The organism is Aeromonas salmonicida (genome assembly GCF_028355655.1).
In the GTDB taxonomy this organism is placed as follows: domain Bacteria; phylum Pseudomonadota; class Gammaproteobacteria; order Enterobacterales; family Aeromonadaceae; genus Aeromonas; species Aeromonas salmonicida.
This window is the reverse complement of sequence record NZ_CP110645.1, coordinates 3926060-3940000: the sequence shown is the minus strand read 5'-3', so window position 1 is coordinate 3940000 and position 13941 is coordinate 3926060. Positions and strand designations below refer to the sequence as shown.

At 58.2% G+C, this 13941-nt stretch carries 10 protein-coding genes, 2 rRNA genes, 1 pseudogene and 1 riboswitch (1 of these 14 running past the window's edge); of the genes and pseudogenes, 7 read left to right on the top strand and 6 right to left on the bottom strand.

The window, feature by feature from the left end:
• From ONZ54_RS18240 to ONZ54_RS18215, 6 genes are all read left to right on the top strand, one after another.
• Positions 1–2401, top strand: a 23S ribosomal RNA gene (locus ONZ54_RS18240) (it extends 485 nt beyond the left edge of the window).
• Between the two features lie 121 nt (positions 2402–2522).
• Positions 2523–2637 (top strand): 5S ribosomal RNA (rrf, locus tag ONZ54_RS18235).
• A 297-nt stretch (positions 2638–2934) separates the two neighbouring features.
• Positions 2935–3384 carry an early set domain-containing protein gene (locus tag ONZ54_RS18230; protein WP_271786847.1) on the top strand — a complete coding sequence of 150 codons (450 nt, stop codon included), beginning with the start codon at positions 2935–2937 and terminating at the stop codon, positions 3382–3384.
• A gap of 210 nt (positions 3385–3594) precedes the next feature.
• A complete protein-coding gene (locus tag ONZ54_RS18225) occupies positions 3595–5742 on the top strand; it encodes an adenosylcobalamin-dependent ribonucleoside-diphosphate reductase (protein WP_271786846.1) in 2148 nt (715 codons plus the stop codon).
• Between the two features lie 9 nt (positions 5743–5751).
• Positions 5752–6435: a TSCPD domain-containing protein gene (locus ONZ54_RS18220; RefSeq protein WP_271786845.1), complete on the top strand. Its 684-nt coding sequence runs from the start codon at positions 5752–5754 to the stop codon at positions 6433–6435.
• A gap of 208 nt (positions 6436–6643) precedes the next feature.
• Positions 6644–8014: a PhoH family protein gene (locus ONZ54_RS18215; RefSeq protein WP_043556002.1), complete on the top strand. Its 1371-nt coding sequence runs from the start codon at positions 6644–6646 to the stop codon at positions 8012–8014.
• Positions 8015–8098: 84 nt separating this feature from the next.
• On the opposite strand, the pseudogene ONZ54_RS18210 reads toward ONZ54_RS18215, so the two are convergent.
• The 4 genes and pseudogenes from ONZ54_RS18210 to thiB all read right to left on the bottom strand — a co-directional run.
• Positions 8099–8227: pseudogene (locus ONZ54_RS18210) on the bottom strand (thiamine ABC transporter ATP-binding protein); the annotation flags it as partial.
• A gap of 37 nt (positions 8228–8264) precedes the next feature.
• Complete coding sequence (thiQ, locus tag ONZ54_RS18205) at positions 8265–8972, bottom strand: thiamine ABC transporter ATP-binding protein (protein ID WP_058393656.1); 708 nt, start codon at positions 8970–8972, stop codon at positions 8265–8267.
• On the bottom strand, positions 8959–10566 hold the full coding sequence (gene thiP, locus ONZ54_RS18200) for a thiamine/thiamine pyrophosphate ABC transporter permease (RefSeq protein ID WP_125596184.1): 1608 nt from the start codon (positions 10564–10566) through the stop codon (positions 8959–8961). Before thiP ends, thiQ begins: the two co-directional genes overlap by 14 nt.
• Complete coding sequence (thiB, locus tag ONZ54_RS18195; RefSeq protein ID WP_271786844.1) at positions 10563–11543, bottom strand: thiamine ABC transporter substrate binding subunit; 981 nt, start codon at positions 11541–11543, stop codon at positions 10563–10565. Before thiB ends, thiP begins: the two co-directional genes overlap by 4 nt.
• A gap of 105 nt (positions 11544–11648) precedes the next feature.
• Positions 11649–11739: riboswitch (TPP riboswitch) on the bottom strand.
• Between the two features lie 92 nt (positions 11740–11831).
• On the opposite strand from thiB, the gene ONZ54_RS18190 reads away from it, so the two are divergent.
• On the top strand, positions 11832–12122 hold the full coding sequence (locus tag ONZ54_RS18190; protein WP_265430450.1) for a PilZ domain-containing protein: 291 nt from the start codon (positions 11832–11834) through the stop codon (positions 12120–12122).
• A gap of 132 nt (positions 12123–12254) precedes the next feature.
• Here ONZ54_RS18190 and ONZ54_RS18185 read toward each other — a convergent pair whose 3' ends face one another.
• Together ONZ54_RS18185 and leuD are read right to left on the bottom strand one after the other, a co-directional pair.
• Positions 12255–13184, bottom strand: a complete 930-nt coding sequence (locus ONZ54_RS18185; RefSeq protein WP_265430458.1) for a transglutaminase-like domain-containing protein — start codon at positions 13182–13184, stop codon at positions 12255–12257.
• 145 nt (positions 13185–13329) lie between these two features.
• On the bottom strand, positions 13330–13929 hold the full coding sequence (leuD, locus tag ONZ54_RS18180; protein WP_155602759.1) for a 3-isopropylmalate dehydratase small subunit: 600 nt from the start codon (positions 13927–13929) through the stop codon (positions 13330–13332).
• Positions 13930–13941 lie beyond the last annotated feature (12 nt).

The window sequence follows — 13941 nt, the reverse complement described above, 5'->3', positions numbered from 1 at the left end:
GGGAGTGAAATAGAACCTGAAACCGTGTACGTACAAGCAGTGGGAGCCCTTCGGGGTGACTGCGTACCCTTTGGATAATGGGTCAGCGACTAATATTTTGTAGCGAGGTAAACGGATAGGGGGAGCCGTGGGAAGACCGAGTCTTAACTGGGCGTCTAGTTGCAAGGTGTAGACCCGAAACCGGGTGATCTAGCCATGGGCAGGTTGAAGGTTGAGTAACATCAACTGGAGGACCGAACCCACTAACGTTGCAAAGTTAGGGGATGACCTGTGGCTGGGGGTGAAAGGCCAATCAAACTCGGAGATAGCTGGTTCTCCCCGAAAGCTATTTAGGTAGCGCCTCGGACGAATACTACTGGGGTAGTGCACTTTTTGGACTAGGCGGTCACCCCGACTTACCAACTCCATGCAAACTCCGAATACCAGTAAGTAATATCCGGGAGACACACGGCGGGTGCTAACGTCCGTCGTGAAGAGGGAAACAACCCAGACCGCCGGCTAAGGTCCCAAAGTTCTGGTTAAGTGGGAAACGATGTGGGAAGGCTCAGACAGCTAGGATGTTGGCTTAGAAGCAGCCATCATTTAAAGAAAGCGTAATAGCTCACTAGTCGAGTCGGCCTGCGCGGAAGATGTAACGGGGCTCAAACCAGGCACCGAAGCCGCGGATTCACACTTATGTGTGAGTGGTAGGGAGCGTTCTGTAAGTCTGCGAAGGTGTATCGAGAGGTATGCTGGAGATATCAGAAGTGCGAATGCTGACGTAAGTAACGATAAAGGGGTGAAAATCCCCCTCGCAGGAAGACCACGGGTTCCTGTCCAACGTTAATCGGGGCAGGGTGAGTCGACCCCTAAGGTGAGGCCGAAAGGCGTAATCGATGGGAAGCAGGTTAATATTCCTGCACGACTTGTAATTGCGATGGGGGGACGGAGAAGGCTAGGTGGGCCAGGCGACGGTTGTCCTGGTGAAAGTGCGTAGGTGGTGTTTCTAGGCAAATCCGGAGACACAACACTGAGACACGAGACGAAGCCACTACGGTGGTGAAGCCATTGATGCCCTGCTTCCAGGAAAAGCCTCTAAGCTTCAGATTACAAGTCATCGTACCCCAAACCGACACAGGTGGTCGGGTAGAGAATACCAAGGCGCTTGAGAGAACTCGGGTGAAGGAACTAGGCAAAATAGAACCGTAACTTCGGGAGAAGGTTCGCTCTTGACAGTGAAGTCCCTTGCGGATGGAGCAGTTGGGAGTCGCAGTGACCAGATGGCTGGGACTGTTTATCAAAAACACAGCACTCTGCAAACACGAAAGTGGACGTATAGGGTGTGACACCTGCCCGGTGCCGGAAGGTTAATTGATGGGGTTAGCGCAAGCGAAGCTCTTGATCGAAGCCCCGGTAAACGGCGGCCGTAACTATAACGGTCCTAAGGTAGCGAAATTCCTTGTCGGGTAAGTTCCGACCTGCACGAATGGTGTAACCATGGCCATGCTGTCTCCACCCGAGACTCAGTGAAATCGAATTCGCCGTGAAGATGCGGTGTACCCGCGGCTAGACGGAAAGACCCCGTGAACCTTTACTACAGCTTGGCACTGAACATTGAACCTACATGTGTAGGATAGGTGGGAGGCTTTGAAGGCGTGACGCCAGTTGCGCTGGAGCCGTCCTTGAAATACCACCCTTGTATGTTTGATGTTCTAACGCAGGGCCCTGAATCGGGCTCGCGGACAGTGCCTGGTGGGTAGTTTGACTGGGGCGGTCTCCTCCCAAAGAGTAACGGAGGAGCACGAAGGTTGGCTAATCCTGGTCGGACATCAGGAGGTTAGTGCAATGGCATAAGCCAGCTTAACTGCGAGACGGACAGGTCGAGCAGGTACGAAAGTAGGTCATAGTGATCCGGTGGTTCTGAATGGAAGGGCCATCGCTCAACGGATAAAAGGTACTCCGGGGATAACAGGCTGATACCGCCCAAGAGTTCATATCGACGGCGGTGTTTGGCACCTCGATGTCGGCTCATCACATCCTGGGGCTGAAGTCGGTCCCAAGGGTATGGCTGTTCGCCATTTAAAGTGGTACGCGAGCTGGGTTCAGAACGTCGTGAGACAGTTCGGTCCCTATCTGCCGTGGGCGTTGGATGATTGAAGGGAGTTGCTCCTAGTACGAGAGGACCGGAGTGAACGAACCTCTGGTGTTCGGGTTGTCACGCCAGTGGCACTGCCCGGTAGCTAAGTTCGGAATCGATAACCGCTGAAAGCATCTAAGCGGGAAGCGAGCCCTGAGATGAGTCATCCCTGACCCCTTGAGGGTCCTAAAGGGCCGTTGGAGACCACAACGTTGATAGGTGGGGTGTGTAAGCGCGGCGACGTGTTGAGCTAACCCATACTAATTACCCGTGAGGCTTAACCATACAACACCCAAGAAGTGTTCTAAGGCTTGTAGCAAATCGAAGAACTACTACCTAATTCAGTGATAACGAAGCCAACAGGCAAATCGTTATTCACGTCAGCTTTCTCAGATTGAAGAATTTGCCTGGCGGCCATAGCGCCGTGGAACCACCTGATCCCATGCCGAACTCAGAAGTGAAACGCGGTAGCGCCGATGGTAGTGTGGCATTCGCCATGCGAGAGTAGGACACTGCCAGGCACCCAACACGAAGAACCCCGCTCGATGAGCGGGGTTTTTTATTATTTGAAATTTGAGTCTTTGGCACTCATCGCCATGTGATAGCCCCCTTACGAGACTTTCGCTCGATTCCCTCCCCGTATCTTGTCCCGCATTTTTTGCATCGTTTCGCTCGAAACTCATCCATTTATCCCACTGGTTGGATATAAAAAACACAGAATGTGATGCCTCTACCTTTCTTGTGATGCCCGCTCTGCTTTAATTCGTCTGCTCACGTTCGATGGGCCAAGGAATCACAATAATTTGAGGAATGGACACATGTTCAAAAGAACAGTAACGATGATGCTGGCGGCGGGAACCCTGGTATTAGGCGGTTGCGCATCCCATGGTGGTGCAGAACAGGCGGCAGACAATAGCGATTTCGGTGGCAAGTCCATCTACCTGCGTGGGGAGATGAACGACTGGATGGCAACCGATGCGAGCAAGGTGGTCAAGGTCGCTGACAAGCTTTACATGGCCAAAGGCACGCTCAAGAAAGAGTGGGCTCCCTACAAGTTCAAGTTTGCCGACTCGGGCTGGAGCTGTGGCACCAACTTCGGTTACAAGAGCCCGAGTGATGGTGTCGTCGTGCTGGGTGGGGAAGCCGTGCCGGTCAACCCCTGCTCCAAGTATGAGGACATGAAGTTCTCGCCGGATGCGGATGGGGTCTATGAGTTCTATCTGAATATGGCTGGCGAGACACCGACCGTGTACGTCAAGAAACCCTGAGTGCTTCCTGATCGCTAAATCTTTCAGGAAATGAATCAGTTAAATGTCTCGGCCCAGAAACCTGCTGGCCGGGGCATTTTTTTAGGATAGAATCGGCGCCCTCATGGCAGTAGTTATACTATATATTGTGTTATTTTTTATAATCGTCACTATTGGTTGTGTTTTTGTCGCTGTCATGACGTTGATGCATTCACATAAGGTTGATTGAAAATGGCTAAATCCAACCCGGTGCTGGAGAGTGAACTCGGCTCCCGCCTCATCCCCCTGCAGGAAACGTCCCTCGAGATCTGGGACAGCAAGTATCGTCTCAAGAGCAAGGATGGGGCCCCCATCGATAGCTCTATCGACGAGACCTACCAGCGGGTTGCCCGCGCCCTGGCCGAGCAGGAGCGCGAGCCTGATGCCTGGTATGAGCCCTTCCTGTGGGCGCTGCGCAACGGCGCCATTCCGGCGGGGCGTATCACCTCCAACGCGGGTGCCTTCGAGCACAAGCCGGCCACTTCAACCATCAACTGTACCGTCTCCGGTACCATCGAAGATTCGATGGACGATATCCTCGGCAAGGTGCACGAGGCCGGCCTGACCCTGAAGGCCGGCTGCGGCATCGGTTATGATTTCTCGACCCTGCGCCCGCGCGGCGCCTTCGTCTCGGGTGCCGGTGCCTATACCTCGGGCCCGCTCTCCTTTATGGATATCTATGACAAGATGTGTTTCACCGTCTCGTCAGCCGGCGGTCGCCGCGGCGCCCAGATGGGCACCATGGATATCCGTCATCCCGATGTGATCGAATTCATCCAGGCCAAGCGGGAAGATGGCCGCTTGCGTCAGTTCAACCTCTCCCTGCTCATCACCGAGGATTTCGTCAAGGCGGTGAAAGAGGATGCTCCCTGGTCGCTGATCTTCCCCTACACGGCCAAAGAGGTGGAGCAGGACGGTATTGGGCTGGACGATCCCGAAGTGGTGTTCTGGGCCGACTGGCCTAACAAGGAAGGGGTGGTCATCAACGCGCTGGGGCAGGTGGCCTGCAAGGTCTACAAGACCATGCCTGCCCGCAAGCTGTGGAACGTCATCATGACCTCCACCTACGACTATGCAGAGCCCGGCTTCATCCTGATCGACAAGGTCAATCAGATGAACAACAACTGGTTCTGTGAAGAGATCCGCGCGACCAACCCCTGCGGTGAGCAGCCCTTGCCCCCCTACGGTGCCTGCCTACTGGGGTCGGTCAATCTGACCCGGTTTGTGCGCGATCCCTTTACTGAACAGGCTGCCTTCGACTGGCAGGGGTTTCGCAAGGTGGTGGCCATCTTCACCCGCATGCTGGACAACGTGGTGGAGATCAACCAGCTGCCATTGCCCAAGCAGCGCGAAGAGATCACAGCCAAGCGCCGTCACGGCATGGGCTTCCTCGGCCTTGGCTCGACCCTCACCATGCTGCAGATAAAATACGGCTCAGCCGCCTCCGTCGCCTTCACCGAGCAGGTATCCCAGGAGCTGGCCATGACTGGCTGGCAGGAGTCCCTGCGTCTTGCGAAAGAGAAGGGGGTTGCCCCCATCATGGAGCAGGAGTTCGAGGTAACCGGCAAGATGCTGCGCCTGCGCCCCGAAATGGCGGCCGATGGCATCAAGCTGGGCGACAAGGTGAAGGGCAAGGTGCTGCATGCGCGCTACAGCCGCTACATGCAGCAGGTGGCCGAGGTGGATCCCGCCCTGGTGGCCGAGCTGGCCGAGGTGGGGGGGCGCTTCACCCACCACAGCAGCATAGCGCCGACCGGTACCATCTCCTTGTCGCTGGCCAACAACGCCAGCAACGGTATCGAGCCGAGCTTTGCCCATCACTACAGCCGCAACGTCATCAAGCCAGGCAAGAAGAGCAAGGAGAGCGTGGATGTCTACTCGTTCGAGCTGCTCGCCTACCGTGAGCTGGTCAACGCCGGCGCAATGCCTTACTCGGAGGATGACGCCAGCCGCCTGCCGGGCTACTTCATCACGGCCGACGACATCAGCCCGGCCCAGCACGTGGATATTCAGGCAGCGGCCCAGCGCTGGATTGATTCCTCCATCTCCAAGACCGCCAATGTGCCGACCGACTTCCCGTTCGAGCAGTTCAAGGACATCTACATGTATGCCTCGGACTCGGGGCTCAAGGGCTGCACCACCTTCCGCTTCAATCCTGAGGCCTTCCAGGGCGTGCTGGTTAAGGAGAAGGATCTGGAGAACACTCAGTACGAGTTCACCCTGGAGGATGGCTCCGTCATCTCCGTCAAGGGGAACGAAGAGATCGAATACGATGGCGAGCTGCATACCGCCGCCAACCTCTATGACGCCTTGAAAGAAGGCTATTACGGTAAATTCTGAGAACAGATTATGGTCAAGAAGATCGACAAGAAAATCGTCGCCTACAAGGTGAAAACCCGGGATGAGCCGCAGGAAGATCTGGCTCCGCAGGATGACGTGGTGCACATGCACGAGACGGTGCTGCGGCCGGAGCGGTTGATGGGCACTACCTACAAGCTGAAGACGCCGGAGCATGTCTCCGAGCACTCGCTGTTCATCACCATCAACGACATCATTCTCAACGAGGGCACGGTTCACGAGACCCGCCGCCCGTTTGAGATCTTCATCAACTCCAAGAGCCTGGAACACTATCAGTGGATAGTGGCGCTGACCCGTATCATCTCGGCGGTGTTTCGCAAGGGCGGGGATGTCACTTTCCTGGTGGAGGAGCTGAGATCCGTGTTCGATCCCAAGGGCGGCTATTGGAACAAGGGCAAGTATGTTCCCTCCCTTATCGCCGAAATTGGCAACGTGATCGAGACCCATCTCACTGAGATCGGCATGATCAAGCTGCCGGGGCTGGATGAGCATCAGCAGGCATTTCTGGCCGAGAAACAGGCTGAATTGCAGCTCCCACAGCAGGCAGAAGAACAGCAGGCCGGCAGTGGCTTCCCGGCCAGTGCGGCACTCTGCTACAAGTGCAATACCAAGGCGCTGGTGCAAAAGGATGGCTGCATGACCTGTCTCAACTGCGGCGACTCCAAGTGCAGCTAAAGCAGACAAGTGATGGAAGAGGACCGGCCACAGTGCCGGTCTTTTTATTGCTGCTTTTCTGTTCGAACGATCCTGCCGTTCAAGCGATTTGTTGCGTGATAGTAAAATCGGGCGTAGCGTTGGGGGTAATAAAACTGTCACGCTCGTGTGGTTTCAATGACATCTGAGATTCACACACGTGGCACCTTCAGTGCCAAGGAGGATGCTTATGGACAATACGGACCGAAAGCTGTTTATCCTGGATACCAACGTTCTGCTTCACGAACCCCTCGCCATCTACTCCTTCAAAGAGCACGACGTGCTCATCCCCATGACGGTGCTGGAAGAGCTCGACAACATCAAGGATCGCCACAAGGATGTCAGCCGCGATGCGCGGGTGGCCATTCGTGCGCTGGAAGACGTGTTCCGCGATGCAACGCCGGAGCAGATCACCCAGGGCGTACCGCTGGCGGGTGAGGCGAGCGGCAATATCTGTATCTTCAGTGACCACCATCTGCCCCAGGATGCCGAGGTGTTCACCGACAAGGAGGCGGACAACCGCATCATCAACGCGGCCCTCTATCTGCAAAAGCATGAGATGAAACGCCAGGTGGTGCTGGTGACCAAGGACATCAACATGCGCCTCAAGGCCAAGGGGGCCGGGTTGGCGCACGTCGAGGATTATCGCAGCGACCAGCTGATCGACGATATCCGTCTGCTGGCCAAAGGCTTTCAGGTGGTGCCCGGCAGTTTCTGGGAGCGGGTCGGCGAGTGTGACAGCGAGACCCATGGCCGCGATACCGTTCATGTGATCGACTCGAACTTGCTGGAAGGAGTACACGTCAATCAGTACCTGCTCGACGAGGAGAATTTCTTCGCCGCCCGGGTATTGAGCAACGATGGCCACAAGATCCGCATCAAGGATCTGGGCCGTGAGCGACTGATGTCACGCAAGGCCTGGGGGGTCCATCCCAAGAACGTTTATCAGGGCATGGCGCTGGATGCCCTGCTCGATCCGCACATCGATCTGGTGATCCTGACCGGCCCGGCCGGTTGCGGCAAGACCTTGCTGGCCATGGCCGCCGCACTGGAGCTGGTGATTGAGAAGGGGATTTACGAGAAGGTGATCGTCACCCGCAATACCCCCGAGATTGCCGAGAGCATCGGCTTCCTGCCCGGCACCGAAGAAGAGAAGATGATGCCCTGGCTGGCGGCGGTGACAGATACCCTGGAGGTGCTGCACAAGCAGGACGAGAACATGAGCGGCTCGCTGAGCTACATCATGGAGAAGGCCAACATCCAGTTCAAATCGGTCAACTTCATGCGCGGGCGCAGCATCCAGAACACTTTCGTGCTGCTGGACGAGTGCCAGAACCTGACCGCGTCCCAGATCAAGACCATCATCACCCGTTGCGGCGAGGGGACCAAGATCGTCTGCTCCGGCAACCTGGCCCAGATCGACTCCAACTACCTGAGCCCGGTGACCTCGGGTCTGACCTACATAGTCGAGCGTTTCAAGGATTTCGACGGCAGTGCCAACATCTTCCTGAACGGGGTGGTGCGCAGCAAGCTCGCCTCTTTTGCCGAGGAAAATCTCTGATTTAACTGACTATCTTCATATGAAAAAGGGGAAGCCAAGCGGCTTCCCCTTTTTTGATCCCGTCGCCGGTTCAGTGTCCCGGGGTCATTGCCCAAGGTAGCGCAGCAGGCCGGGATGATCGCTGTTCTGCAGTATATCGGGTGTGCCCTGCAGGGCGATGCGGCCCTCGTCGACAAACAGCACCTGATCGGCGATGAGCTGGGCATCCTCCGGCATGATAGGGGGGGGCCATCAGCTTGTTGGCCATCCACTAGGGGGCTAGAGCGCGACCAAGGTAGCGCAGCAGGCCGGGATGATCACTGTTTTGCAGTATATCCGGTGTGCCCTGCAGGGCGATGCGTCCCTCGTCGACAAACAGCACCTGGTCGGCGATGAGTTGCGCATCTTCCGGATTGTGAGAGACCATCAGCACTGTGATGGCCTGCTCGCAGGCGAGCCTGGCCACCTCCGCCAGCATCTCCCGGCGCAAGGCGGGATCGAGCGCCGAGAAAGGTTCATCCAGCAGCAGCAAGGGCTTGCCACGCACAAGGGCGCGCGCCAGCCCGACCCGCTGTTGCTGGCCGCCGGAGAGCTGCTCCGGCAGCCGCGCCAGCATGTCGCCAAGGCTGACCCGCTCTGCGGCCTGTTTCACCTGAGCTCGCTGAGCCGGGCTCAAACGCAGGCCAGGGTGCAGGCCGATGGCGATGTTGTCGAACACCGACAGGTGCAGGAAGAGGTTGTGATCCTGAAACAGGGTAGTGACCGGCCGCTCGGCAGGCCCCAGCGGCAGCAGATCTTCGCCGTCGAAGCTGAGGGTGCCTGACTCCACCGGCACGAAACCGGCGATCATGCCGAGCAGGGTCGACTTGCCCGCACCGCTTGGTCCTATCAGCGCGGTGATCTCTCCCTTGGGCAGGGTCGCGCTGAAGCTGACTCGCCAATCGGGGTAGCTGGTGACCAGCCCATCAATGTTCAGCATTTTTTCCTCCAAGCCCGCGTTCTACCAGCCAGAACAGGGAAAAACAGAGCGTGAGCAGCAGCAGTGCGGTGGCGGCAGCCTCGGTTAGCCGGTAACTGCCGAGCTGCTGATAGAGCAGCCAGGGCAATGTGGTGAGCTCCTGGCTGCCAAACATGGCGATGGCGCCGAGATCCCCGAGCGACAGTATCATCGAGAGCGCCATGGCCAGTGCCAGCGGGCGGCGCAGCAGGGGCCACTCCACCAGCCGAAGGCGATGCAGACCGCGCACCCCCAGGCTGTCGGCCAGTCTATCGTACTGGCGCACCACCAGCTGCATGGGGGCTGAGAGGGTGCGCAGCACATAGGGCAATGCCATCAGGGCGTTGACCAGTACCACCAGCCAGGGGCCGAGGGCAAAGACATCGGTAAAGGGCATAAACATGATGAAGAGGCCAGTGGAGAGCACCACCGCCGGTATCATCAGGATCATGGATCCACTGGCTTCCCACAGAGCTGCGGCACGCCGCTGACGGGTGCGTACCTTGAGGTGACGGCTGGTGAGCAGCAGGCCGCTGCCGAGCAGGGTAGCCAGGGTACCCGCCGCCAGTGCGATCAGCAGCGACTGGCCGCTGGCCTGCCACAGCTGCGCCGAGGCCAGCGCCGTCAGCAGGCCGGGATTGAATCCGGCCACCAGGATTGCCAGCAGAGGCGGCAGGAAGATGGCGAGCCCGGTGCAGAGCGCCACGGCATCCACCAGCACGGTCCCCGGTTGATGACGATCCGGTCGAAGACAGGGGCGATGGCTGCTGATCCGGCTGGCCGGTGTGGTCTGCAGCTTGTGTTGCAGCAGGAGCAGAGTGGCCGTCAGGATCAGCTGCACCAGTGCCAAGCCGCCGGCGGTGGCGAGGTCGAAATCAAAGCGCAGCGCCTGATAGACGGCCACCTCCAGCGTGGTGGACCTGGGTCCCCCCCCCAGCGCCAGCACAGTGGTGAAGCTGGTGAAACAGAGCATGAAGATGAGGCTGGCAAGCCCCGGCAGTATGCCGCGAATGAGCGGCCACTCCAGCAGCCGGAAGATGTGGGAGGAGCGCATGCCCAGCTGACTGGCGAGACGCCAGCTCGATTCGGGGATGCTCTCTATGCTCTGCAGCATAAGGCGCGCCGCCAGCGGCATGTTGAAGAACACATGGGCCAGCAGTATGCCAAACAGGCCGTACAGGTAGTTGCCGGGATCCAGCCCCAGGCCGCGCAGCAGCTGCGATAGCCAGCCTTGTTTGCCGTGAACCGCCACAATGCCGAAGATGGCGATGATGACCGGCAGCACCAGGGAGAGCCCAAACAGCTTGAGCAGCAGGCGTCGACCGATGAAGCGGCGCCGCGCCAGCGCTCTTGCCACCGGAATGGCTACACCTAAGCTCAGCAGGGTGGAGAGCAGCGCCTGCCCCAGGCTGAAGCCCAGCACATGGCGCAGATAGGGATCTGCCAGCAGGGTGCGGGGGGCCAGCGAACCGGCCTGCCACAGCAGGGCGACGAGCGGCCCCAGGGACAACAGCAGGATCAACAGGGTGGCTGCGCTACCCGGCAGCCACCAGAGGGGACGAACCTTGGTGCTCACTGGGTGACGGCTTGCAGCCACTCGCGGATCCAGTTCTTGCGATTGGCGGCCACCTCATCGCTGGTGAAACTCAGCGGCTTGCTGACTGTGATCATCTGCTCGAAGCCCTTGGGCAGCGGCGCATCTGTCACCGGATACATCCAGTTGCCGGCAGGGATCTCCTGCTGGAAGGCGGGGTTTATCATGAACTGCAGGAACTGGTCGGCCAGCTTGCCCTGTTTGGCGCTTTTCAGCTTGGCGGCCACTTCCACCTGACGGTAGTGACCCTCTTCGAAGGCGGCGGCCTGATACTGGGGCTTGTTCTCGGCGATCAGGTGATAGGCAGGGGAGCTGGTGTAGGAGAGCACCATGTCCGCTTCCCCATCGAGGAACATGCCATAGGCTTCGGACCAGCCCTTGGTCACAGTGACCGTCTTTTTGGCAAGCTGGGTCCAGGCGGCAGGCGCCTGATCGCCATAGACGGACTTCATCCACAGCATCAGCCCCTGACCCGGGGTAGAGGTGCGTGGATCCTGATAGATCACCTTGAGATCCTGGCGTTCTACCAGCTCTTTCAGGCTCTTGGGGGGCGCTTTAAGTTTGTCCTTGTTGTAGACGAAGGCGAAGTAGCCGTAGTCATAGGGGACGAAGGTGTCATCCTGCCAGCCGCCCGGCACCTTGATGCCATCGAGCTTGGTGGTATGCGGGGCGAACAGGCCGCTCTGCTTGGCTTCGCTCAACAGGGCATCGTCCAGCCCCAGCACCAGATCGGCCTTGCTGTGCTTGCCTTCCAGCCGCAGCCGATTGAGGATGGCGACGCCATCTTCCAGCGCCACAAGATTGAGGTTGCAACCGCACTCTTTCTCGAATGCCTGCTTGATCTTGGGACCAGGTCCCCATTCGGCGGTGAAGGAGCTGTAGGTATAAACGGTGAGGGTGTCAGCCGCGAGGGCCTGGGTACTGAGCAGGCCGGTGGCAACCAGCAGCAGGGTTTTCATCAAGTGGCACTCCCTGTTAGTAGTGAAGTGCCAACTGAGGAAATGTCATCAATGGCACTTCTTGCTATGAGTCATGAGGTGCCAGCGGATGAGAGCGCAAAAAATGAGCGCCATGCCTCAAATTCCTCCGCCAGCATTATCTGGATCAGGTTCACGGGTATAATCTCAGCGGTAAACCGCACCCCGTTTGAGAAACGAACCGCATTGTATTAACGTTCTTGGGGGGAGGCCAGCACAATTGTTCCTGCGGGCCATCGAGATGGCTTCGGCATAACAGAGGATGTTCGCGTGATCACCAGTACCAAGGAAAGACGCGCCTTCCAGCGCATGATAATCAACGCCCCCGTCACCGTCTTTCAGCAACAGCAAGTGCTGGAGGGGATCTGTCGGGATCTCAGCGCCAATGGCATGGGGATTGCCGTCGCCGAGCATCAGCTCGATGTCAGCCAGCCCATCCGGGTCAGTCTGGCCACCAACAACAACCTGTTGCCGCCGTTCGAGGCCCTGGCCCGCATCATTCGGGTGCTGGAGGAGGAGGATGGCCTGCTGCTCGCCATCGAGTTTCAATCCCAGGCCTGAACCGGCTGAAAACGCCATTGCCTGCGATCGACCAGCTCTTGCTGGTCGATGCTATTTGGCCACCAGTTAAATCCTTGGGTTGCCCACTTGGCTGCTTGTTATCGATCTTTACCCGAGTGACCCGACTCGTGTTTATTCCCTGGCCTGAACTGGCTGAACGTTCAGTTGCTTGCTATCGATCAGCGTCTTGCTGGTCGATGCTATTTGCCCCATCGCAAACTGGCCCGGGCCGGTCGGTTCCAGCAACAGATAGCTTTCGCCTTCCCACATCAATGTCTCGTCGCCCGGTTTGGCTGGCAGGGCGACACCCAGCAGAGCATGCCCCGGCACGAACACCATGGCCTGTTTCAATTCAGGAAAGAGCTGGGCCAGCATGGCCGCCATCAGGGTAACTTTGCTGTCGCAATCCCCCCGGTTCTGCTCCAACACCTGACGGGGGCTCAAGAAGCCCTTGCCCGAGCGTCCTGACTGGCTGTCGAGCAGCTGGTAGGGGATGGCCTGGATGAAGTCGAGCATATGAGCCACCGTCTTCTGGCGAGCCTCCGTCTCGGTAGCGCCCTTCTGTTTGAGCTGTTCGGCCAGCGGGGCCAGCTCGGCCCGGCTTTCCAGCGCGATGCGTACATGATCCTGCTTGATGGCTGGGCCGCCGTCGGGCGGGGTGAAGGGCTGGAAGTAGTGCTGCATGAGCCATTGTGCCTCCAGCTTGCTGCGCTGGAGGGTGGCCCAGGCCAGAGCCTCCCGGGCTTTGTCTTGATTGCGGCTCTTCAGGTGCAGCTTCATATCGGGGCGGGAGAGGGTGAATTGCACCTCGGGAAATTCGGTGCCGGCTTGTTGCAGCAGGCCCTGCAACACGTCCTCCTGCATACGGGCAGGCCGATAGGCGATGAGCGGCGGCAACTTGCCGGCGTCCAGCCGATAGCTGAGTTGCTGTGCCTTGCCCTCCTTGTCTTGCCAGCCGACGTTGAGTTGACCGCCGTTGCTGTTGAAATAGGTCTGTCCGGCACTTGCCGAAAGCGCGAACAACAAGCTGAAAAGCAGGGGGATAGCCGTCGGTCTCTTCATCATCCTTTCCTGTCGGTGGTGTCGTGATAGCCAGCTATCGGCGCCCATGGCGGCGGGATAATAAAACAGGGAGCCAAGGCTCCCTGTTGATTCTACTCGCTTTATTTCTGATGGCTGCGTCTTGTTACAAGGGGATGCGATCAGTTCAGATCCAGCTTGGCTGCTTTGCTTCGAAGGCGCTGATGGTGGCCTCGTGCTGCAGGGTCAGGCCGATGGCATCCAGCCCGTTGAGCAGGCAATAGCGACGAAACTCGTCGATCTCGAAGCCAAAGCTGAGCTCGCCGGCACGCACCTGATTGGCTTCCAGGTCCACTTCAATCTGCAGACCCGGGTTGGCCGCGACCAGCTGGAACAGGACATCCACCTCCTCTTCTTTCAACCGCACAGGTACCAGACCGTTGTTGATGGCGTTGCCATAGAAGATATCGGCAAAGCTTGAGGCGATCAGGGTTTTGAAGCCGTAATCCGCCAGCGCCCAGGGGGCGTGCTCACGGCTCGAACCGCAGCCGAAGTTTTCCCGGGCCAGCAAGATGCTGGCACCGGCATAGCGCGGCTGGTTGAGTACGAACTCGGGATTGGGCTGCTGGCCCGCATCATCGAGAAAGCGCCAGTCGTGGAACAGGTGCTTGCCAAAACCGATGCGGTTGACCTTCTGCAAAAACTGCTTGGGAATGATGGCGTCGGTGTCGACGTTGGCGCTGTCGAGGGGAACGACGATCCCTTTATGTTGTTTGAATCCTGTCATCGCTATTTCCTC